Consider the following 23,450-nt stretch of genomic DNA (forward strand, 5'->3'; position numbering starts at 1 on the left):
TGGGCCCAGCGGAGGTAGAGGTTGAGGGAGCGGTGTTCGACGACGACGCCCTTGGGGTTTCCGGTGGAGCCGGAGGTGTAGATCACAAACACCGGGTGGGAGGTCTTCGCTTCGGCCAGACGGTCGGTGTCGGTGATGTTCGTGGCGGTGAGGTCGGCGGTGGGGGTCTGGTCGAGGGTGAGGGTGGTCATGCCCTCGATGGTGGGGAGTTGTGCGGTGCCTGTGGTGTCGGTGAGGGCTAGGAGGGGGGTGACGTCGCCGAGCATGTAGGCGATGCGGTCGGCGGGGTAGGTCAGGTCCAGCGGTACGTAGGCGGCGCCGGTTTTGACGATGGCCAGGATCGCCACCACCAGGTCCAGGCTGCGGGGGAGCGCGATGGCCACGTACTTTTCGGGCCCGGCGCCCTGGGTGATGAGGTGGTGGGCGAGTTGGTTGGCGCGGGTGTTGAGCTGGGTGTAGGTGAGCTCGGTGCCGTCGTGCTCCACGGCGGGCGCGTCGGGGGTCAGAGCGACCTGCGCCTCGAACAGCTCGGCCAGGGTGGCGTCGGGCACGTCGTGCGCGGTGTCGTTCCACCCGTGGAGCAACAGCTCACGCTCCTGCGCGGAGAGCACTTCCAACTGCCCGATCGGCCGTGAAGCGTCCTCAACGGCATTGCGCAGCAGCCGCTCCAACCACGCCGCGATGCTCTCGGCGGTCTGCCGGTCGAACAGGTCGGTTGCGAATTCCACCGAGCCCCGCATACCCGACGGCACACCGCTGCTGTCCAGTTGCTCCTCAAGCGCGAACGACAGGTCGAACTTGGCCGACGCCGCGTCCAGCGCGTGTTCCCGGACCGCCAGCCCCGCCAGATCGAGTTCGATGTCACTGCTGTTCTGGAAGGTCAATATCACCTGGAAGAGAGGGTGATGCGACAGCGAGCGGGTCGGGTTGACGATCTCCACGAGTCGCTCGAAGGGGACGTCCTGGTGGGCGTAGGCCGCCAGGTCCGTCTCCCGAACCCGCCCCAGGAGTTCGGCGAAAGTCGGATCGCCGGACGTGTCGGTGCGCAGCACGAGCGTGTTGACGAAGAAGCCGACCAAGTCCTCCAGCGCGTCATCCGTGCGTCCCGCGATGGGAGAACCGATGGGGATGTCCGTGCCCGCGCCGAGCCGGGTCAACAGTGCGGCGATGCCGGCCTGGACGACCATGAAGACACTGACCTGGTGCTCCCGCGCGAGCCGCACCATGCCCCGGTGCACCTCGGCGTCCAGCACCATTTCGACGCTGTCGCCCTCGTGTGTGGCCACTGCCGGCCGGGGCCGGTCGGTGGGGAGTTCCAACTGTTCGGGGAGTGCGGTCAGGGTGGTGCGCCAGTAGTCGATCTGGCGGGAGATGACGCTGTCGGGGTCGCTCTCCTCGCCCAGGACCTCGCGCTGCCAGAGGGTGTAGTCGGCGTATTGCACTGGGAGTGGCGTCCACTGCGGGGTGGTGCCGTCGCGGCGTGCGGTGTAGGCGGTGGACAGGTCGTGGGCGAGGGGGGCCAGGGAGGCGCCGTCGCTGACGATGTGGTGGGCGAGGAGCAGGACGAGGTGTTCGTCGTTGGTGAGGGTGAACACCCAGACGCGCAGGGGCACGTCCTTGGTGAGGTCGAAGGTGTGGGCGATGGCCTGGTTGACCGCCTCGTCCAGATCATCCTCATCCGTGGCGAGGATGTCGATGGCGGGGCGGGCGGCGTTGCCGTGCAGTACGTGCTGGTAGGGGGTGCCGTCGTGCTCGGGGAAGACGGTGCGCAGCGTTTCGTGGCGTTCGGTGAGGTCGTGGATGGCCTCACGTAGTGCGTCGATGTCGAGGGCACCGGTCAGCCGCAGCGGCATCGGCACGTTGTAGGTGGCGCTGGGGCCCTCCAACTGGTGCAGGAACCACAGCCGCCGCTGCGCGAACGACAGGGGTACGCGTTCGGGCCGCTCCACCGGCACCAGCGCCGCGCGCGCCCCGGCCACGTGGTCCAGCCGGCCGGCCAGCCCTGCTGCGGTCGGCGTCTCGAAAAGGTCCCGGACCGCGGGCTCCACTCCCAGGACGGTACGGACCCGGCTGATCAGACGCATCGCGAGGAGGGAGTGCCCGCCGAGGTCGAAGAAGTTGTCGTCGGCGCCGACCCGCTCCACGCCCAGGACCTCGGCGAAGAGACCGCACAGGATCTCCTCCCGGGGGTCGCGCGGGCGCCGGGAGGCGGTGGTGGACACCAGGTCGGGGGCGGGAAGAGCACGCCGGTCCAGCTTGCCGTTCGGCGTCAGGGGCAACGCGCCGAGGGGGACGAAGGCCGCGGGGACCATGTAGTCCGGCAGCGTGCGCGCGGTGAGGTCCCGCAGATCGGCCGGCGCGGTCTCGGCGTCGTCGGCCGGGACGACATAGGCGACGATCCGCCGGTCCCCGGGCCGGTCCTCGCGGACGACCACCGCCGCCTGCCGCACGCGGGGGTGGCCGCTGACCACGGCTTCGATCTCGCCCGGCTCGATGCGAAGGCCCCGGATCTTCACCTGGTCGTCGGCGCGGCCGACGAACTCCAGCAGCCCGTCCGTGCGCCGCTTGACCACGTCGCCCGTACGGTACATCCGGGTGCCCGGCGAGCCGAACGGATCGGCGACGAACCGGGCGGCCGTCAGGTCCGGACGGCCCAGATACCCCCGTGCGAGCTGGTCGCCCGCGACGTAGAGCTCGCCGGGGACGCCCACCGGTACCGGCTTCAGAGCGGAGTCCAGGACATGGATCCGGGTGTTCCAGACGGGGCGGCCGACCGGAACCGCTCCCGTGTCCGTGGCGGGGTCGAAGGCGTGGGTGGTGATCTGCACGGTCGACTCGGTCGGCCCGTAGAGATTGTGCACGCTCACCCCCCAGGACTCGGCCGTCCGCGCCGCCAGGGTGGGCGCGATGGGCTCGCCGCCGACGAAGATCCGGCGCAGCGGCAGGGCTTCGCCCGCACCTGCCGCGCCGGCCACGACGGCCAGCAGGGAAGGCACGAACTGGGCGACGGTGACGCCGTGCCGCCGGATGTAGGCGAGCAGCCGCTCCGGCTCCCGGGTGAGGGCCTCGGACGCGACGCAGAGCGTGGCGCCGGTGAGCAGCGGGAGCCAGATCTCCCAGACCGACGCGTCGAAGGTGAGCGCCGTACGGGCCAGTACGGTCTCCCGCGCGCCGAGCGGGAACGCGTCGGCCATCCAGGACATGTGGTTGGCGACGGCGCGGTGCTCGACCAGGACGCCCTTCGGGGTGCCGGTGGACCCCGAGGTGTAGATGGCGTACGCCGGGTGGGAGGGCAGGAGCCCGCGGCGGGCCGGCGCGGTGGCCGGCTGTGCGGCCAGCGACTCGCGGGTGTCGACGGTGTCCAGCACGAGCTGCGGGATGCCGGCGCCGGCCGTCGCGGCGGCCGCTTCGGTGGACGTGAGCACCATGCCCGGGGCGGCGTCGGCGAGGGTGAAGGCGATCCGGTCCCGCGGATGGCCGGGGTCCAGGGGCAGGTAGGCCGCCCCGCTCTTGAGCACGCCGAGCAGCGCCACGACCATCTCCGCCGAGCGGGGCAGGGCCAGCGCCACGAGCCGTTCCGGGCCCGCACCGCGGGCGATCAGCAGATGGGCGAGGCGGTTGGCCCGCTCGTCCAGCTCCGCGTAGGTGAGGGTGGTCTCCTCGAACACCACCGCCGTGGCCTGGGGCGTACGCGCGCACTGGGCCTCGAACAGGGCGGTCAGCGTCGTCGCGGGTACCGCGTGCGCCGTGTCGTTCCAGGCGCCGAGACGGCCGCGCTCCTCGGAGGGGGTCAGGTCGATCCGGCCCAGTGGTACGTCGGGTTCGGCGACGACCGATTCGAGCAGCCGGTGGACCCGGGCCACGACGGCCTCCGCGGTCTCCCGGTCGAACAGGTCGGCGCGGTAGTCGAGTCGCAGGGTCAACCGGCCGCCGAGCTGGTCACCGACCAGGTTCAGGGCGTAGTGCGTCGCGTCGCGCCCGTCGGCCTCCGTCAGCCGGAGCCCCGCCACGGGCGCGTCGTCCTCATCGGCACCGACCGGATAGTTCTCGAACACCGTGGTGGTGTCGAAGAGTTCGCCCGTCCCGGCAAGCTGTTGGATCCGGCCGAGGCCGAGGTACTGGTGGGGCAGCAGCGCGCTCTGCTCCTCCTGGAACCGGGCCAGGTTGTCGAGGAAGGACTCCTCGCGCGTCAGCCGGGCGCGCACCGGGATGGTGTTGATGAACAGCCCGATCATCGCCTCTGAGCCGGGGAGTTCGGCCGGACGGGTGGAGACCGTGGTGCCGAACACCACGTCGTCCCGCCCGGTGAGCTGGGCGAGCACCACCGCCCAGGCGCCCTGGAGCACGCTGCTCATCGTCAGCCGGCGGCCGCGGGCCGCGGCGGTCAGCTCGGCCGTGAACTCCTCGGACAACTCGCGCTTTACCCGCTCGGGCAGCGCCGGGGTCCGCTGCCCGGCGTCCGCCACCCGGGTCGGCCCGTCCAGGCCCGACAACGCCTGCTGCCAGGAACGTTCGGCCTGGTCCCGGTCCTGCTTCCCGAGCCACCCCAGGTAGTCGCGGTACGGGGTGGCCCGGGGCAGACCCGCGGGGCTGCCCTGCTGGGCGTAGAGCGTGAACAGTTCGTCCAGCAGGAGAGGGGTGGACCAGCCGTCGAGGAGGATGTGATGGCTGGTCAGGGCCAGGCAGTACCGCTGGTCACCCAGGCGCACGAGGGCCAGCCGCAGCAGCGGCGGCCTGGTCAGGTCGAAGCGTTCCGCGCGATCGGCGGCGAGCCACCGCTCCAGCTCCGCCTCGCGCTCCGCCTCCCCGGTCGCGGCAAGCTCGATCTCCCGCAGGGGAACCGGCACGTTCCGGTGGATGACCTGGATCGGCTGGCCGTTCTTGCGGGTGCGGAAGCCCGCCCGCAGGTTGGCGTGCCGGGTCAGCAGCGTGCCCACGGACTTCCGCAGTACGGCGGTGTCCACGGCCCCCTCGATCCGGAGAACGAGCTGCACGTTGTAGATGTCGGGCGCCTGCCCGTCGTACAGGGCGTGGAACAGGAACCCTTCCTGCAGCGGTGCGAGCGGCAGGACGTCCTCGAGTGCGGACTGAGTCTTCACGGCATTTCCAATTCAGCTTCGAGTTCGTCGATTTCGTCCTGGCTCAGTGACCCCAGCGACAGGTCGGACGGGGTGTGTCCACCGGCGCCCTGGTCCTCGCAGTGGGCCACCAGCGCCCTCAGAGCCGTGAACCAGCTCTCGGCGAGGGCGCGCACGTCCTCTTCGGCCAGCAGGTCCGCGGGCCAGTTCCAGGTGCCGGAGAGCCGCGGGCCGTCGGCGTGGTCCTCGGTCACCGCGTTGATGACCAGGGCGTGGGTCGCGGGCATCCGCGGGTCCTGACCGGAGGGCAGGGGCGCGTCCGGCGCCATGTCCCAGTCCTGGACCGTGGCTTCCTCGGCGGTGGCGAACCGGCCCAGATAGTTGAAGCCGATCTGCGGTTTACCGAGGCCCGACAGTTCCCGGGCCGTCTCGGGGTGGAGATGGCGGAGCATCCCGAAGCCCATCCCGTTGTCGGGGAAGGCCCGAAGCTGTTCCTTGATCCTTTTGACCGTGCGGCCCATGTCGGCGCCGCCGGCCCAGACATCGGCCCGGTCGTACTCCCCCGGGTCGAGGCGGACCGGATACATGCTGGTGAACCAACCGACCGTACGGGTCAGGTCGGTGCCGGGGAGGATCTCCTCGCGGCCGTGCCCCTCCAGATCGATCAGCACCTGGCCGCCGGTACCGCCCCAACGGCGACGCCATTCGAGGACGGCGAGCGCGAGGCCGCTGAGCAGGATGTCGTTGACCCCGCAGTGGAACGCGCCCGGCACGCTCGTCAGCAGCGGCCCGGTGATCTCCGAGGGCAGAGTGAGGGTCAGCGAGCGGGTGGTGTCTCCCCGGTCCCGGCCCGGATCCAGCTCCCTGCCGCCGATGAGGGGTTCCTCGGTGCGGAGGATCTCCGTCCACACCGGCAGTTCGGCCAGCCGGTCCGGCTGCCGCGCCGCGGTCGTCAACCGCTGCGACCACTCGCGCAGCGAGGTCCCGGCGGGCTCCAGCACCGGCTGCCCGCCGGCCGCCACCGCCTCCCAGGCGGCGATCAGATCGGGCAGGAGGATGCGCCAGGACACGCCGTCGACCACCAGGTGGTGCAGGACGAGCAGCAGCCGGCCCGGCGCACCGGGCCCGCGGTCGAACCACACCACCTGCACCATGGCGCCCTCGGCCGGCGCGAGCCGTGCCACGGCCCGGTCGCCTTCCGCGGCCATCAGCGCGGCGAAACCGTCCTCATGCAGACCCTCCGCGCCGACCCGGCGCACACAGTCCGCGGCCGCCACCTTGCCCCGGGGCATGACCTCCGGGCTCCAGGCCGGCGCCCCGGACGCGGCGTCCGGCGCCGGCGCTTCGGACACCCGCAGGCGCAGGGCGTCATGGTGGTCGAGCAGCGCCTGTACCGCGGTGGTCAGCCGCCGCTCATCCAGGTCCGCCGGGACCTGGAGCATCATGGACTGGTTGAAGCCGGACACCGGCGCGTCGAGCTCCCGGAGCCAGTGCATGATCGGCGTCGGGGGCAGGGTGCCGACCCCGGCGTCCGGGTCCGTCGCCACGGGCGCGTCCGGAAGGGCGGCCGTCAGTGCCGCCAACGCCTCCACCGTCTGGTGCTGGAAGATCTCCCGCGCGGTGAGCGCGATGCCGTCCTTACGCGCCCGGGAGATGAGCTGGATCGACAGGATGCTGTCGCCGCCCAGCTCGAAGAAGCTGCTGTTGACCCCGACCCGCGGCAGGTTCAGCACCTCGGCGAAGATCGCGCACAGCGTCTCCTCCCTCGGGGTGCGCGGCGCCTCGTAACCCGCCACCGCCGCGAAGTCCGGGGCCGGCAGCGCCCGGACGTCCAGCTTGCTGTTGGCCGTCAGCGGCAGCGAGTCCAGCACGGTCAGCGCCGAGGGCAGCATGTAGTCGGGCAGTTGCCCGGACAGGTGCGCCCGCAGCTCGGCGACGTCCACGCCGGTGTCGGCCTCGGCCGGTACGACGTAGCCGACGACACGCTTGTCCCCGGGGCGGTCCTCACGCACGATGACGGCCGCCTGTCCGACGGCGGGGTGCGCGGCCAGGACGTTCTCGATCTCGCCCAGCTCGATGCGGAATCCCCGGATCTTGACCTGGCGGTCGACCCGGCCCAGGAACTCCAGCTCACCGTCGGCGCGCCACTTGACCAGGTCGCCGGTGCGGTACATCCGCCCGCCCGCCGCCCCGAAGGGATCGGCGACGAAGCGCCCGGCGGTCAGCTCGGGACGGCGCAGATATCCGCGCGCGAGCTGGCTGCCCGCGACATACAGCTCGCCCGGTACCCCCACCGGGGTCGGACGCAGCGCCGAGTCCAGCACGTAGACCTGGGTGTTGCGGACCGGCCGGCCGATCGGCGGGGCGACGGGCTCGGTCAGCGCGGCGCTGGAGGTCACCCACACCGTCGCCTCGGTCGGGCCGTACCCGTTGAACATCCGCCGGCCCGGCCCCCACCGGCCGACGACCTCACCGGTGAACGCGTCACCGCCCACGGCCAGCGAACGCAGCTCGGGCAGCGCGCGCGCCGGCATGCTCGCCAGTGCCGCCGCCGCCATCGGCGCGTGGTTGATGCGCAGTTCCTCCATCACCCGGGCCAGCGTTTCACCGGCGAACGGGCCGGCCGGCGGAATCACCAGGCAGGCGCCGGACAGCAGCGCCAGCCACAGTTCGAGCACCGAGGCGTCGAAGCTGGGGGAGGCGAACTGCGACACCCGGCTGCCCTCTTCGACCCCGCAGCGTTCGATCTTGTCGGCGGCGAAGCCGGCCATGCCGCTGTGCGCGACGACCACGCCCTTGGGGCGTCCGGTGGAGCCGGAGGTGTAGATGACGTAGGCGGGGTGCCCCGGCAGCAGCGGCGCGGTCCGGTCGGCGTCCGTGGGGTCGTGCTCCACGCTGCCGCCCGCGTCCTCCACGGTCAGGACCGGAACCCCGGTCCGCGGCAGCCGCTCGACGGTCGCGCCGTTCGTCACCACGGCGACGGGCTCGGCGTCCTCAAGCATGTAACGGACGCGGTCGGTGGGGTAGTCGGGGTCGACGGGGAGGTAGGCGGCGCCGGTTTTGAGGACGGCGAGGATGGCGGTGACGAGGTCGGTGGAGCGGGGGAGGGCGAGGGCGACGATGTTTTCGGGGCCGACGCCTTGGGCGATGAGGCGGTGGGCGAGTCGGTTGGCGTGGGTGTTGAGTTCGGTGTAGGTGAGGACGGTCGTGCCGTGTTCGACGGCCGGTGCGTGGGGGGTACGCGCTACCTGTGCCTGGAAGAGCTCGGGCAGGGGGGTGGTGGGTGCGGGGTGCGCGGTGTCGTTCCATTCGACGAGGATCCGCTGGCGCTCCTGGTCGGAGAGGACGTCGAGCTGCGTGAGCGGCCGGGAGGCGTCCGTGACGGCTGCGCGCAGGAGTCGTTCCAGGCGGTCGGCGAGCTGCTGGGCGGTGGACCGGTCGAAGAGGTCCGTCGCGAACTCCACGGTTCCCGCCAGGCCCGCGAACAACCCCTCGTCGGTGTGGAGTTCCTCCATGTTGAAGGCCAGGTCGATCTTCGCGGTGCCCGTGCCCACGTCCTCCATACCGGCCCGCAGCCCGGGCAGCTCGATCGCGGCCTCGTCGTTGTTCTGCAGGACGAGCATCACCTGGAAGAGGGGGTGGTGCGCCGTCGACCGGACCGGGTTGACGATCTCCACGAGCCGCTCGAAGGGCACGTCCTGATGGGCGTAGGCCGCCAGGTCCGTCTCCCGTACGCGGCCCACCAGCTCGGCGAAGCTGGGATCACCGGAGGTGTCGGTGCGCAGCACGAGCGTGTTGACGAAGAACCCGACCAGGTTCTCCAACGCGTCGTCCGTGCGCCCCGCGATCGGCGTGCCGATGGGGATGTCGGTGCCCGCGCCCATCCGGGTCAGCAGCGCGGCGAGACCCGCCTGCAACACCATGAACACACTCGACCCGTGCTCCCGCGCCAGCCGTGCGACGCCCTGGTGCAGCTCCGCGTCCCAGGCGAACTCGGCGGCGTCACCGCGGTATCCGGCCACCGGCGGGCGGGGCCGGTCGGTGGGCAGCTCCAGTTGGTCCGGGAGCCCGGCGAGCGTTCGCTGCCAGAAGTCGATCTGGCGGCGGAGCACGCTGTCCGGGTCGTCCTCGTCGCCCAGCGCGGTCCGCTGCCACAGGGTGTAGTCCGCGTACTGCACCGGCAGCGGAGCCCACCGGGGCGCCGCGCCCGCACACCGCGCCGTGTACGCCTGTGACAGGTCGTCGATCAGCGGCGCGAGCGAGGCACCGTCGCTGGCGATGTGGTGCATCAGGATCAGCAGGGCGTGCTCGTCGGCGGCCGTGGTGAACACCCAGGCCCGCAGCGGGATCTCGGCCGTCAGCTCGAAGGGGTGACGGGCCGCCTCGGCCAACTGCCCGTCCACCCGGGCCGGCTCGCTCTGCACGACCTCGACCACCGGACGGGCCGCGTCGCCCGTCAGCACCAGTTGGTACGGCGTGCCGTCGATGTCGGGGAAAACGGTCCGCAGGGACTCGTGCCGCCCGGCCACGTCCGCCATGGCCGCGCGCAGCGCCTCGACGTCCAGCGCGCCGGTCAGCCGCAGCACCAGCGGCACGTTGTACGTCGCGCTCGGCCCTTCCAACTGGTGCAGGAACCACAGCCGCCGCTGCGCGAACGACAGGGGCACCCGCTCGGGCCGCTCCACCGCCACCAGCGCCGCGCGGGCGTCTCCCGCGCCGTCCAGCCGCCCGGACAGCCCGACCACCGTCGGGACCTCGAACAGGTCCCGGACCGCCAGCTCGACACCGAACACGGTACGGACCCGGCTGACCAGCCGCGTCGCGAGGAGGGAGTGCCCGCCCAGCACGAAGAAGTTGTCGTCGGTCCCGACCCGCTCCAGACCCAGGACCTCCGCGAAGAGACCGCACAGGATCTCCTCCCGTGCGTCGCGCGGCGCCTGGAGGCTGCCCGGCTCCGCGACGTCCGGCGCCGGGAGCGCCCGGCGGTCGAGCTTGCCGTTGGGCGTCAGCGGGAAGGAGTCCACCACCACGAACGCGGAGGGCAGCATGTACTCCGGCAGCGTCCGGGCGGCGGTCCTCAGCAGGTCCGCCGGGGCCGGCGCCGCGCCGTCACCGGTCGGCACCACATACGCCACGATGCGCTGATCGCCCGGCCGGTCCTCCCGCACCATCACCGTGACCTGGTCGACGGCCGGATGGGTTCCGACGGCGGCCTCGATCTCGCCCAGCTCGATCCGGAAACCCCGGACCTTCACCTGGTGGTCGACCCGGCCGACGAACTCCAACCGGCCGTCCGCGCGCCACTTCGCCAGATCCCCGGTGCGGTACATCCGCGCACCCGGTTCGCCGAACGGATTCGCCACGAAGCGCTCCGCCGTCAGGTCCGGCCGGCCTCGGTAACCACGCGCCACACCGTGGCCGGCGATGTAGAGCTCACCGGGCACACCCGCCGGCACCGGCCGCAGCCCGGCGTCCAGCACGTACACCTGCGTGTTGCCGATCGGCCGCCCGATGGGCGGGGCGCCCTCGGCGCGCACCCGAGCGGCCGCCGACCAGATGGTCGTCTCGGTGGGACCGTAGAGATTGGTGACGCTCGCACCCAGCTCGGCCATCCGGTGCGCCAGCGGCGTCGGCAGCGCCTCGCCGCCGACGAGCATGCGCAGTCCGCGCACGGCGTCCGGGTGCTCCAGGACCAGACTCCGCCAGAGCGAGGGAGTGGCCTGCATGACGGTCACCCCGGCCGACTCCACCAGCTCGGCCAGGAGCGCCGCATCGCGTACCTGCTCGGCGGTGGCGAGCACCACGGCCGCGCCGGAGACCAGCGGCAGGTACAGCTCCAGACCCGCGATGTCGAACGCCACGGTGGTGACCGCGAGCAGCCGGTCGGAGGGCTCCGGCGCGACACACTCGTCCATCGCGGCCAGGAAGTTCCGCAGGTTGCCGACCGAGACCACCACACCCTTGGGGCGGCCCGTCGAACCGGAGGTGTAGATGACGTACGCCGGGTTCTCCGAGGAGCGGTGGCCCGGCCGCTCCCGCGCCGTCAGGTCGGCGTCGGGCAGCGCGGCGAGCGCGGCCCGGTGCGCCGCGCCGTCGACGACCACCAGCGCGTCGGCGTCCACGGGCAGTTGCGCCGCCGTGCTCCGGGCGGCCAGCACACAGACGGGCCGCGCGTCGGAGAAGATGTAGTCGATGCGGTCGGCCGGGTAATCCGGGTCGACGGGCAGGTAGGCCGCACCGGTCTTGGCCACGGCCAGCAGGGCGACCACCAGCTCCGCCGTGCGGGGCAGCGCCACCGCCACATAACTCTCCGGCCCGACGCCGCGGGTGAGCAGATACCGCGCGAGACGGTTGGCCCGCGCGTTCAGCTCCCCGTACGACAGCGTGGCGTCCGCGCCGAGCACCGCGACGGCGTCCGGCGTCCGCGAGACGCGGGCCTCGAACAGCTCCGGCAGCGTCGTCGCCGGCACCTCGCGCGCCGAGTCGTTCCAGCCGGTGAGCAGCGCCTCGCGCTCCTGATCGGCGAGCACCTCCAGCTCCCCGATCGGCCGCGACGCATCGGTCACGACCGCGCGCAGCACCCGCTCCAGACGGGTGACCACCGCCTCGACCGTCTCCCGGTCGAACAGCTCCGTGGCGAACTCGACATCGACGTCGATGCCCTCCGGGTGCCCCGCGTCACTGAGGCGCTCCGCCAGGTCGAAGGAGAGGTCGAACTTCGCCACTCCGGTGTCGACACCGTCGAACTCGACCTGGAGACCCGGCAGTTCGAGAGCGGCCTTCTCGGTGTTCTGCAACACCAGCATCACCTGGAACAGCGGATGCCGCGCCAGGGAGCGGGTCGGGTTGACGATCTCCACGAGCCGCTCGAAGGGCACGTCCTGGTTGGCGTAGGCCGCCAGGTTGGTCTCGCGTACGCGCGCCAGCAGCTCGGCGAACGTGGGATCGCCGGAGGTGTCGGTGCGCAGGACGAGGGTGTTGACGAAGAACCCGACCAGGTCCTCCAGCGCGTCATCGGTGCGGCCGGCGATCGGCGAGCCGATGGGGATGTCGGTACCCGCGCCGAGGCGGGTCAGCAGCGTCGCCAGCGCCGCCTGCACGACCATGAACACACTGGAGTGGTGCTCGCGCGCCAGTCGCGTCAGCCCCTCGTGCAGCTCGGCGTCCCAGGACAGTCCGACACTGTCACCCCGGTAGCTGGCCACCGCCGGGCGGGGCCGGTCGGTGGGCAGCTCCAACTGGTCCGGCAGACCCGCCAGCGCCTCCTGCCAGAAACCGACCTGCTCGCAGATCAGGCTGTCCGGGTCGTCCTCGTCGCCGAGCACCTCGCGCTGCCACAGCGTGTAGTCGGCGTACTGCACCGGGAGCGGCTCCCACCCCGGTGCCGCGCCCGCGCGCCGGGCGGTGTACGCCAGCGACAGGTCACGGATCAGCGGAGCCAGCGAGCCGCCGTCGGCCGCCACGTGGTGGGCGAGCAACAGCAGGACGTGCGAGCGCGGGCCCACCTCGAACAGCCAGGTGCGCAGCGGAGTCTGGGTCGTCAGGTCGAAGGCGTGGTCGGCCGCCTCCCGCAGCGATTCCTCCAGGCTCTCGGGGGTCGCCTTGACGACCGTGAAAGCCGGCCGGGCCTCATCGGCGGCCAGGACCTGCTGGAAGGGGCTGCCGTCGGTCTCCGGGAAGACCGTGCGCAGGCTCTCGTGGCGCTCGACCACATCGTCTATCGCGCGGTGCAGCGCGTCGACGTCCAGCTCGCCGGTCAGCCGCAGCAGCATCGGCAGGTTGTAGGTGGCGCTGGGGCCCTCGAACTGCTGGAGGAACCACAGGCGGCGTTGGGCAAATGACAGCGGAATCATGATTACTTCCCAGACCTCGGCATCGGCCGCAGCGCGGGCCGTGCTCTCTTCTTCGACCCGACAACTCGCTCTGCGAGCGCCGCCACTGTCGGTGCTTCGAACACCGCTCGGATGGACAGCTCGACACCCATTTCCGTACGTACGCGGTTGATCAGCTTCGTGGCCAGCAGCGAGTGACCGCCCAGGTCGAAGAAGCTGTCGTCGATACCGACCCGGGGCAGGGACAGCACCGCCGCGAAGATCGCGCAGAGCGCCTCTTCCTTCGGATTCCTGGGCGCCCGCGAGGTGGCCGCCGCCGCGAAGTCCGGCGCCGGCAACGCACGCCGGTCCAGCTTCCCGTTGGGCGTCAGCGGCAGCTCCTCCAGCACCACGAAAGCGGACGGGACCATGTACTCGGGCAGCCGCCCGGCCAGGTGGTCCTTCAGCTCCGCGGCGTCCGGCGCCGCCTCCCCGGCCGGCGCGAGATACGCCACCAGCCGCTCGCCGCCCGGCTGTTCGCCGCGCACGATCACGGCAGCCTGGCTCACCGACGGGTGCGCGGCCAACACGGTCTCGATCTCGCCCGGCTCGATGCGGAAGCCGCGAACCTTGACCTGGTCGTCGGCACGACCGAGGTATTCGAGCCGGCCGTCGGCACGCCATCTGGCCAGGTCACCGGTGCGGTACATCCGCCGGCCCGGTTCGCCGAACGGATTGGCCACAAAGCGTTCCGCCGTCAGCCGCGGCTGGTCGAGGTACCCGCGGGCAAGCTGCACGCCGGCCAGGTAGAGCTCGCCCGGCACACCGGCCGGCACCGGCCGCAGCGCCGCGTCCAGCACGAAGACCTGGGTGTTCCAGATCGGGCCACCCAGCGGCGGAACGGTGGGCCAGTCGGACACCTGGGCGGGCAGCGCGTACGCCGTGACCACATGGGTCTCGGTGGGCCCGTAGTGGTTGTGCAGCCGCCGCTCGGGCTGCCGGGCGTACAGGTCGCGGATGTGCCCGCTGAGCACCAGCGCCTCACCGGCCTGCGCGATCGAGGCCAGCGCGGGCAGCTCCGACCGCTGCTCCGCGGCGGCCTCGGCCACCGCGTCGATGACCAGGTTGGGCGCGTACAGCTCGTTGACCCCGTTGCTGTCGAGCCAGCGCGCGAAGGCCGAGGCATCGCGGCGGATGTCGTCGCCGGGGATGACCAGCGTGCCGCCGTGCAGCAGCGCCGAGAGGGTCTCCTGCACCGACACGTCGAAGCTGACGGCGGTGAACTGCGCGACCCTGCGTCCCGGCCCGCCGGGTACGGCGTGCGCGTGCCACGCCAGGAGGTTGACCATCGCACCGGCCGGCATCACGACGCCCTTGGGGACGCCGGTGGAGCCCGACGTGTAGATCACGTACGCCGGGTGGGACGGCAGCAGCGGCGCGGTCCGGTCGGCGTCCGTGGGGTCCGTCTCCGGCCGGGCCGCCAGCGCGCCGGCGGCCTCCGGACTGTCGAGCAGCAGCCGCACCGCCTCCGGCGTCCCCGGCAGCCTCCCGTCGATCTCACGCTGCGTCAGCACACACACCGGCGAGGAGCCCTCCAGCATGCGCGCCACGCGGTCGGTGGGGTAGTCGGGGTCGACGGGGAGGTAGGCGGCGCCGGTTTTGAGGACGGCGAGGATGGCGGTGACGAGGTCGGTGGAGCGGGGGAGGGCGAGGGCGACGATGTTTTCGGGGCCGACGCCTTGGGCGATGAGGTGGTGGGCGAGTCGGTTGGCGTGGGTGTTGAGTTCGGTGTAGGTCAGGACGGTCGTGCCGTGTTCGACGGCCGGTGCGTGGGGAGTACGCGCCGCCTGAGCCTGGAAGAGCTCGGGCAGGGTCATGGCGGGCACGTCACGCGCGGTGTCGTTCCACTCGACGACGATCCGGTGGCGCTCCTGGTCGGAGAGCACATCGAGCTGCGTGAGCGGCCGGGAGGCGTCCGTCACGGCAGCGCGCAGGAGTCGCTCCAGTCGGTCGGCGAGCTGCCGCGCGGTGGACCGGTCGAACAGATCCGTCGCGAACTCCAGCGCACCCACCATTCCGTCGGCGGCACCCTCCGGCGTGTGCTGCTCGGCGATGTGGAAGGTCAGGTCGAACTTGGCGGCGAAGGCACTGAAGTCGTCGTCGGAGACCTCCAGCCCCTGCATCGTGAAGTCGCCCTCGGCCGTGTTGGCCAGGACCAGCATCACCTGGAAGAGAGGGTGATGCGCCAGGGAGCGGGTGGGGTTGACGATCTCCACGAGCCGCTCGAAGGGCACGTCCTGGTTCGCGTACGCCGCCAGGTCCGTCTCCCGCACCCGCCCGAGAAGCTCGGCGAAGGTCGGATCGCCCGAGGTGTCGGTACGCAGCACGAGCGTGTTGACGAAGAACCCGACCAGGTTCTCCAACGCGTCGTCCGTGCGCCCCGCGATCGGTGAACCGATGGGAATGTCGGTGCCCGCGCCCATCCGGGTCAGCAGCGCGGCGAGACCCGCCTGGAGGACCATGAACACGGTCGACCGGTGCTCCCGCGCCAGCCGGGTGATCCCCTCGTGCAGCTCCGCGTCGAAGGAGAAGTCGACGTCCTCACCGTGATAGCCGGCCACAGCCGGGCGGGGCCGGTCGGTGGGCAGCTCCAACCGGTCGGGAATACCGGCCAACTGCCGCCGCCAGTAGTCCACCTGCTTGGAGATCAGGCTCTCCGGGTCGCTCTCGTCCCCGAGGATCTGCCGCTGCCACAGCGTGTAGTCGGCGTACTGCACCGGGAGGGGCTCCCATCGCGGAGCCTCACCGGCACAGCGCGCCGCGTACGCCACCGACAGGTCATGGGCGAGCGGGTCCGTCGACCAGCCGTCGCTGACGATGTGATGGGCCAGCAGAAGCAGTACGTGCTCCTCCTCCGCCGTCCGGAAAAGCCACGCCCGAAGGGGCAGCTCATTGACGAAGTCGAAGGCATGGCGCCCGGCCTCGGCCACCCGCTGCGCCACCTGCTCGCGGTCGGTCAGGACGACCTCGAACACCGGCTGGGCGGCCTCGCCCTCCAGTATCCGCTGGTAGGGCGTGCCGTCGGTTTCGGGGAAGACGGTGCGTAGGGATTCGTGGCGGTGGGTGAGGTCGTGGAGGGCGTGGCGTAGTGCTGTGTTGTCGAGTGGTCCGGTGAGTCGGAGGACCATCGGGACGTTGTAGGTGGGGCTGGGTCCTTCGAGTTGGTGGAGGAACCAGAGGCGGCGTTGGGCGTGGGAGAGGGGGATGTGGTCGGGTCGTTGGGTGGGTGTGAGGGGGGTGCGTGCTCCGGTTGCGTGGTGGAGGCGGGTGGCGAGTCCGGCGACGGTGGGTGCTTCGAAGAGGTCGCGGACGGCGAGTTCGGCGCCGAAGGTGGTGCGGATGCGGCTGAGGAGTCGTACGGCGGAGAGGGAGTGTCCGCCGAGGTCGAAGAAGTTGTCGTCGATGTCGAGTGTGGGGAGGTTGAGGGTGTGGGCGAAGAGTCCGGAGAGGATTTCTTCTTGGGGGGTGGGCTTTCGGCGTCGTGCCGCGGCGGATGCCTGGTCGGTCTGGTCGGTCTGGTCGGTCTGGTCGGTCTGGTCGGTTTCGCTGGGGGTGAGGAGTTGGAGTTCTCCGTTTGTGGTCCAGCGTGCGGTGGTGCCGGTGGGGTGGAGGAGTGAGCCTGCGGGGCCGTAGGGGTCGGTGAGGCAGGCGTCGTGGGTGATCTGGTGGCCGTCGGTGAGGGTGGTTGGGGTGAGTTGGGGTCCGGCGAGGTGGAGTTCGCCGGGGACTCCGGCGGGTACGGGCCGGTGTTGCTGGTCGAGGACGTAGACGCGGGTGTGGGGCGGGAGCGTTTCTCCGTCCGGCAGTTGGCGTACTGCGGTGGGCCAGGTCTCCAGCAGGGTGTCGCGCTCCTGCGTGGAGAGGATGTCCAGGTCGGCGATCGGCTGGGAGGCGTCTTCGACGACTGCCCGGAGCAGGCGTTCCAGTCGGACGGCCATGGCTTCGGCGGTCTGCCGGTCGAACAGGTCCGTGGCGAAGTCCAGCGACCCCGCCATACCGGCGGGCCGCCCACCGGCCGTGACCTTCTCCTCCAGTCCGAACTCCAGGTCGAACTTCGAGGTGTCGGAACCCGAGGACTCCAGACTGCTGTCGAGTCCGGCCAGCGGCACGTCGGCCGACGCGGCCTCGAAGCTCAGCATCACCTGGAACAGCGGGTGATACGCCAGGGAGCGCGTGGGGTTGACGATCTCCACCAGCCGCTCGAAGGGCACGTCCTGGTTCGCGTAGGCAGCCAGGTCCGTCTCCCGCACCCGTCCGAGAAGGTCGGCGAAGGTGGGGTTGCCCGAGGTGTCGGTGCGCAGCACGAGCGTGTTGATGAAGAACCCGACGAGGTCGTCGAGCGCGTCGTCGCTGCGTCCGGCCACGGGGGAGCCGATGGGGATGTCGGTGCCCGCGCCGAGGCGGCTCAGCAACGCCGCCAGCGCCGCCTGCACGACCATGAAGACACTCGACTGGTGCTCGCGCGCCAGCCGCGTGACGCCTTCGTGCAAGTCGACGTCCCAGAAGAAGTCGAGGCTGTCGCCCCGGTAGCTGGCCTGGGCCGGCCGGGGCCGGTCGGTGGGAAGTTCCAGCAAGTCGGGAAGGCCGGCCAGTTGCTTCTGCCAGTAGTCGACCTGGCCGGAGATGAGGCTCTGCGGGTCGCTCTCGTCGCCCAGGACCTCGCGCTGCCAGAGGGTGTAGTCGGCGTACTGGACCGGCAGCGGGGCCCACCGCGGCGCCGAACCCTCGCTCCGTGCGGCGTAGGCGACCGCCAGATCACGCGCGAGCGGGGCGATCGACCAACCGTCACTGGCGATGTGGTGAGCCAGCAGCAACAGGACGTGCTCGTCCGGCCCGGTCCGGAACAGCCAGGCCCGCAGCGGCAGTTCGGCCGTCAGGTCGAAGGGGTGCCCGGAAGCCTGCCGGATCGCCTCCTCCACCTGACCGGGGTCCGTCGTGACGAACTCGACCGGCGGCCGGGCGGCGCTGCCCTCCAGCACCCGCTGGTACGGCGTGCCGTCGATCTCCGGGAAGACCGTACGCAGCGACTCGTGCCGCTCCGCCAGGTCGGCCATCGCCTCGCGCAGGGCGGCGGCGTCCAGATCGCCGGACAGCCGCAGGCGCATCGGCACGTTGTACGTCGGGCTGGGACCCTCCAACTGGTGCAGGAACCACAGGCGGCGCTGGGCGAAGGACAGCGGGACCCGCTCGGGCCGCGCCATCGGCACGAGAGCCGTCCGGCCGCCGGCCGCGGTGCCCAGACGCCCGGCGATACCGGCGACCGTCGGCGCCTCGAAGAGGTCACGTACGGCCAGCTCCACGCCGAAGGCGGAGCGGACCCGGCTGACCAGCCGCATCGCGAGCAGGGAGTGGCCGCCGAGGGCGAAGAAGTTGTCGTCGATGCCGGCCCGGGGCACGCCCAGAACCTCCGCGAAAACACCGCACAGGATCTCCTCCCGCGCGTTGCGCGGACCCCGGCCGTCCTCGATGCCTGTGTATTCCGGCGCGGGCAGCGCCTTGTAGTCGAGCTTCTCGTTCGGCGTCAGCGGAAGCGCGTCGAGCTGCACGAACGCCGACGGAACCATGTACTCCGGAAGGGCCTGTGCCGCCCGGTCACGCAGACCGGCCGCATCCACACCGCCGTCGATACCCTCCGCGGGCACGACGTAGGCGACGATGCGCCTGTCAGCGGGCCGGTCCTCCCGCACGACCACCGCGATCCGGCCGACGCCCGGGTGCGCGGCGAGGACGTTCTGGATCTCGCCGAGCTCGATACGGAAGCCGCGGACCTTCACCTGGTCGTCGACCCGACCGACGAATTCGAGCTCGCCGTCCGCACGCCACTTGACCAGGTCGCCGGTGCGGTACATGCGCGCACCGGGCGCGCCGAACGGATCGGCGACGAACCGGGAGGCGGTCAGTCCGGGGCGGCGCAGATATCCACGCGCCAGCCGGGCGCCCGCCACATACAGCTCGCCGGGCACACCCACCGGCACCGGACGCAGAGCGGAGTCCAGCACCCGCACCCGCGTGTTCCAGCCCGGTTGGCCGATCGCCGGAGCCACCGCTCCGGACAGCGGGCCGCTCACCGTCACCCACACCGTCGCCTCGGTCGGACCGTAGGCGTTGAACATCCCGCGGCCCGCGGACCAGCGCGCCGCGACCTCGCCGGTGAAGGCGTCGCCGCCGACGATCAGCGTCCGCAGCTCCGGCAGCGGGTGCGCCGGCATGCTCGCCAGCGCCGCCGGCGACATCTGCGCATGGCTGATGTGCAGGCCGTCCAGGACGCCGACCAGTTCCTCACCGGCGAGCGGACCCGCCGGCGCGACTACCAGGCACGCACCCGACCGGAACGCCATCCACATCTCGAACACCGAGGGGTCGAAGCTGGGCGAGGCGAGCTGGAGCACTCGGCTGGTGCCGTCGAGCTGCCAGCGGTCGACCACATCGGCCGCGAAACCGTTCACCGCGTCATGGGCGATGACGACGCCCTTGGGGTGTCCGGTGGAGCCGGAGGTGTAGATGAGGTAGGCGGGGTGGGTGGGGAGCAGTGGTGTGGTGCGGTGGATGTCGTTGGGGTTGGTGGTGAGGTGGTCGGTGAGCGTGTCGGTGGCGAGGGTGAGGGTGTCGGTGGGGAGGGTGAGCGTGGTCAGGCCGGCGTCCGGCAGGCCGGCGGCGGTGTTCTCGTCCGTGATGAGCAGGGCGGGTCGGGCGTCGCCGAGCATGTAGGTGATGCGGTCGGTGGGGTAGTCGGGGTCGACGGGCACGTAGGCCGCGCCGGTCTTGAGGACGGCGAGGACGCAGATGACGAGGTCGGCGGAGCGGGGCAGCGCGAGCGCGACGATCTGCTCCGGGCCGATGTTCCTGCCGATGAGGTGGTGGGCGAGTTGGTTGGCGCGGGCGTTGAGTTCGACGTAGGTGAGCTGCGTGCCGTGGTGTTCCAGGGCGGGTGCGTCGGGGGTGCGGGCCACCTGTGCCTCGAACAGCTCGGGGAGGGTGGCGGCGGGCACGTCGCGGGCTGTGTCGTTCCAGCCGTTGAGCAGCAGCTCACGCTCCTGCGCGGAGAGAATGTCCAGCTCCGCGATCGGCCGTGAGGCGTCCTCGGCGGCGGTGCGCAGCAGGCGCTCCAGCCGCGCCGCGATGCTCTCGGCGGTCTGCCGGTCGAAGAGATCGGTCGCGAACTCCACGACACCCCGCATACCGACGGCTTCATCCCCCTCACCGAAGTGCTCGCCGAGGCTGAAGGTCAGATCGACCTTCGCGATCCCCGCGTGGACGTCGTCATCCTCGGTGGCCACAAGCCCACGCATCGCGAAGTCGCCGTCGGCGGCGTTCTGCAGGACCAGCATCACCTGGAAGAGAGGGTGATGCGCCAGGGAGCGCGTGGGGTTGACGATCTCCACGAGCCGCTCGAAGGGCACGTCCTGGTTCGCGTACGCCCCCAGGTCCATCTCCCGCACCCGCTCGAGAACCTCGGCGAAGGAGGGATCGCCCGAGGTGTCCGTGCGCAGCACGAGTGTGTTGACGAAGAAGCCGACGAGGTCGTCGAGCGCGTCGTCGTTACGCCCGGCGATGGCCGAGCCGATCGGGATGTCCGTGCCCGCCCCGAGCCGGGTCAGCAGTGCGGCGATACCGGCCTGGACGACCATGAACACACTGACCTGGTGCTCCCGCGCCAGGCGGATGATGCCGTGATGGAGATCGGTGTCCCAGGCGAAGGGAACACTGTCGCCCTCGTGTGTGGCCACCGCCGGCCGGGGCCGGTCGGTGGGCAGCTCCAACTGCTCGGGGAGTGCGGCCAGGGTGGTGCGCCAGTAGTCGATCTGGCGGGAGATGACGCTGTCCGGGTCGCTCTCCTCACCCAGAACCTCACGCTGCCACAGCGTGTAGTCGGCGTACTGGACCGGCAGCGGCGCCCACTGGGGGCTGTCGCCGTCGAGGCGTGCCGCGTAGGCGGTGGCGAGGTCCTGGGCGAGGGGGCCCATGGACCAGCCGTCGCTGGCGATGTGGTGGGCCAGGATCAACAGGGTGTGCTCGTCGGCGCCCGTGGTGAACACCCAGGCACGCAGCGGAAGTTCGTCGGTGAGGCGGAACGTGTGGCGAACGGCGGTGGCGATGTGCTCGGCGAGCCGTGCGTCATCGGTCGCGACGACCTCGACCGTCGGCCGGGCCGCGTCTCCGCTGAGAATCCGCTGGTAGGGCGTGCCGTCGGTTTCGGGGAAGACGGTGCGTAGGGATTCGTGGCGGTGGGTGAGGTCGTGGAGGGCGTGGCGTAGTGCTGTGGTGTCGAGTGGTCCGGTGAGTCGGAGGACCATCGGGACGTTGTAGGTGGGGCTGGGTCCTTCGAGTTGGTGGAGGAACCAGAGGCGGCGTTGGGCGTGGGAGAGGGGGATGTGGTCGGGTCGTTGGGTGGGTGTGAGGGGGGTGCGTGCTCCGGTTGCGTGGTGGAGGCGGGTGGCGAGTCCGGTGACGGTGGGTGCTTCGAAGAGGTCGCGGACGGCGAGTTCGGCGCCGAAGGTGGTGCGGATGCGGCTGAGGAGTCGTACGGCGGAGAGGGAGTGGCCGCCGAGGTCGAAGAAGTTGTCGTCGATGTCGAGTGTGGGGAGGTTGAGGGTGCGGGCGAAGAGTCCGGAGAGGATTTCTTCTTGGGGTGTGGGGGTTCGGCGTCGTGCCGCGGCGGATGCCTGGTCGGTCTGGTCGGTCTGGTCGGTCTGGTCGGTTTCGCTGGGGGTGAGGAGTTGGAGTTCTCCGTCGGTGGTCCAGCGTGCGGTGGTGCCGGTGGGGTGGAGCAGTGAGCCTGCGGGGCCGTAGGGGTCGGTGAGGCAGGCGTCGTGGGTGATCTGGTGGCCGCTGGTGAGGGTGGTTGGGTTGAGTTGGGGTCCGGCGAGGTGGAGTTCGCCGGGGACTCCGGCGGGTACGGGCCGGTGCTGCTGGTCGAGGACGTAGACGCGGGTGTGGGGCGGGAGCGTTTCTCCGTCCGGCAGTTGGCGTACTGCGGTGGGCCAGGTCTCCAGCAGGGTGTCGCGTTCCTGCGTGGAGAGGATGTCCAGGTCGGCGATCGGCTGGGAGGCGTCTTCGACGACTGCTCGGAGCAGGCGTTCCAGTCGGACGGCCATGGCTTCGGCGGTCTGCCGGTCGAACAGGTCCGTGGCGAAGTCCAGCGACCCCGCCATACCGGCGGGCGCACCGTCAGCCGTCAGCGCCTCCTCCAGCACGAACTCCATGTCGAGCTTCGAGGTCTTGGCATCCACCTGCTCCAGGCGGCTGTCGAGCCCCGCGATCGGCACATCGGCGCCGGTGGCCTCGAAGCTCAGCATCACCTGGAAGAGGGGGTTGTATGCGAGGGAGCGTGTGGGGTTGACGATCTCCACGAGGCGCTCGAAGGGGATGTCCTGGTGGGTGTAGGCGGCGAGGTCCGTTTCCCGTACTCGTCCGAGGAGTTCGGCGAAGGTGGGGTTGCCCGAGGTGTCGGTGCGTAGCACGAGGGTGTTGATGAAGAAACCGACGAGGTCGTCGAGCGCGTCGTCGTTGCGTCCGGCGATGGGGGAGCCGATCGGGATGTCCGTGCCGGCGCCGAGTCGGGTCAGGAGGGTTGCGAGTGCTGTTTGGACGACCATGAAGACGCTGGCTTGGTGTTCGCGCGCCAGGCGGGTGATGCCGTGGTGGAGATCGGTGTCCCAGGCGAACGGAACACTGTCGCCCTGGTAACTGGCCTGGGCCGGCCGGGGCCGGTCGGTGGGAAGTTCCAGCAGGTGGGGAAGGCCGGCCAGTTGCTTCTGCCAGTAGTCGACCTGACCGGAGATGAGGCTCTGCGGGTCGCTCTCGTCGCCCAGGACCTCTTGCTGCCAGAGGGTGTAGTCGGCGTACTGCACGGGCAGCGGAGCCCACTGGGGGCTGGTGCCGTCGACGCGTGCCGCGTAGGCGGTGGACAGGTCGTGGGCGATCGGTCCCATGGACCAGCCGTCGCTGGCGATGTGGTGGGCCAGGATCAGCAGGGTGTGCTCGCTGGGCCCGCTGGTGAACACCCACGCCCGGAAGGGAAGTTCATCGGTCAGGCGGAAGGTCTGTCGAGCGGCGGTGGCGATGTGCTTGGCGAGAGCTGAGGCGTCGGTCGTGACCACCTCGACCTTCGGCCGGGCGGCGTTGCCGTGCAGGACGTGCTGGTAGGGCGTGCCGTCGTGCTCGGGGAAGACGGTGCGCAGCGTTTCGTGCCGCTCGGTGAGGTCATGGATCGCCTCACGCAGCGCATCGATGTTCAGTTCACCGGTGAGTCGCAACAGAAGTGGCACGTTGTAGGTCGCGCTGGGGCCCTCCAACTGGTGCAGGAACCAGAGGCGTTGTTGCGCGAACGACAGGGGTACGCGTTCGGGTCGTTCTTTGGGTGTGAGTGGGGTGCGTGCTTCGGTGGTGTGGTGGAGGCGGGTGGCGAGGGTGGCGACGGTGGGTGCTTCGAAGAGGTCGCGGACGGTGAGTTCGGTGTTGAGGGTGGTGCGGATGCGGCTGGTGAGTCGGGTGGCGAGGA

3 protein-coding genes are annotated in these 23,450 nt (G+C 71.1%); all 3 read right to left on the minus strand.

The genetic code is table 11. From position 1 onward, the window contains the following. Positions 1–5,099, minus strand: a 5,099-nt coding sequence (locus tag ACZ45Z_RS33055; RefSeq protein WP_468370541.1) for an amino acid adenylation domain-containing protein, incomplete at its 3' end; no start/stop codon positions are given. Continuing rightward, positions 5,096–12,931 (minus strand): amino acid adenylation domain-containing protein, encoded by a 7,836-nt coding sequence (locus tag ACZ45Z_RS33060; RefSeq protein WP_468370545.1) that lies wholly within the window; start codon positions 12,929–12,931, stop codon positions 5,096–5,098. The genes ACZ45Z_RS33060 and ACZ45Z_RS33055, both read right to left, overlap by 4 nt. A gap of 2 nt (positions 12,932–12,933) precedes the next feature. Then, positions 12,934–23,450 (minus strand): amino acid adenylation domain-containing protein (locus tag ACZ45Z_RS33065; protein ID WP_468370547.1); only part of this gene is annotated, 10,517 nt, incomplete at its 5' end.

Source organism: Streptomyces sp. NPDC031210 (assembly GCF_055570395.1).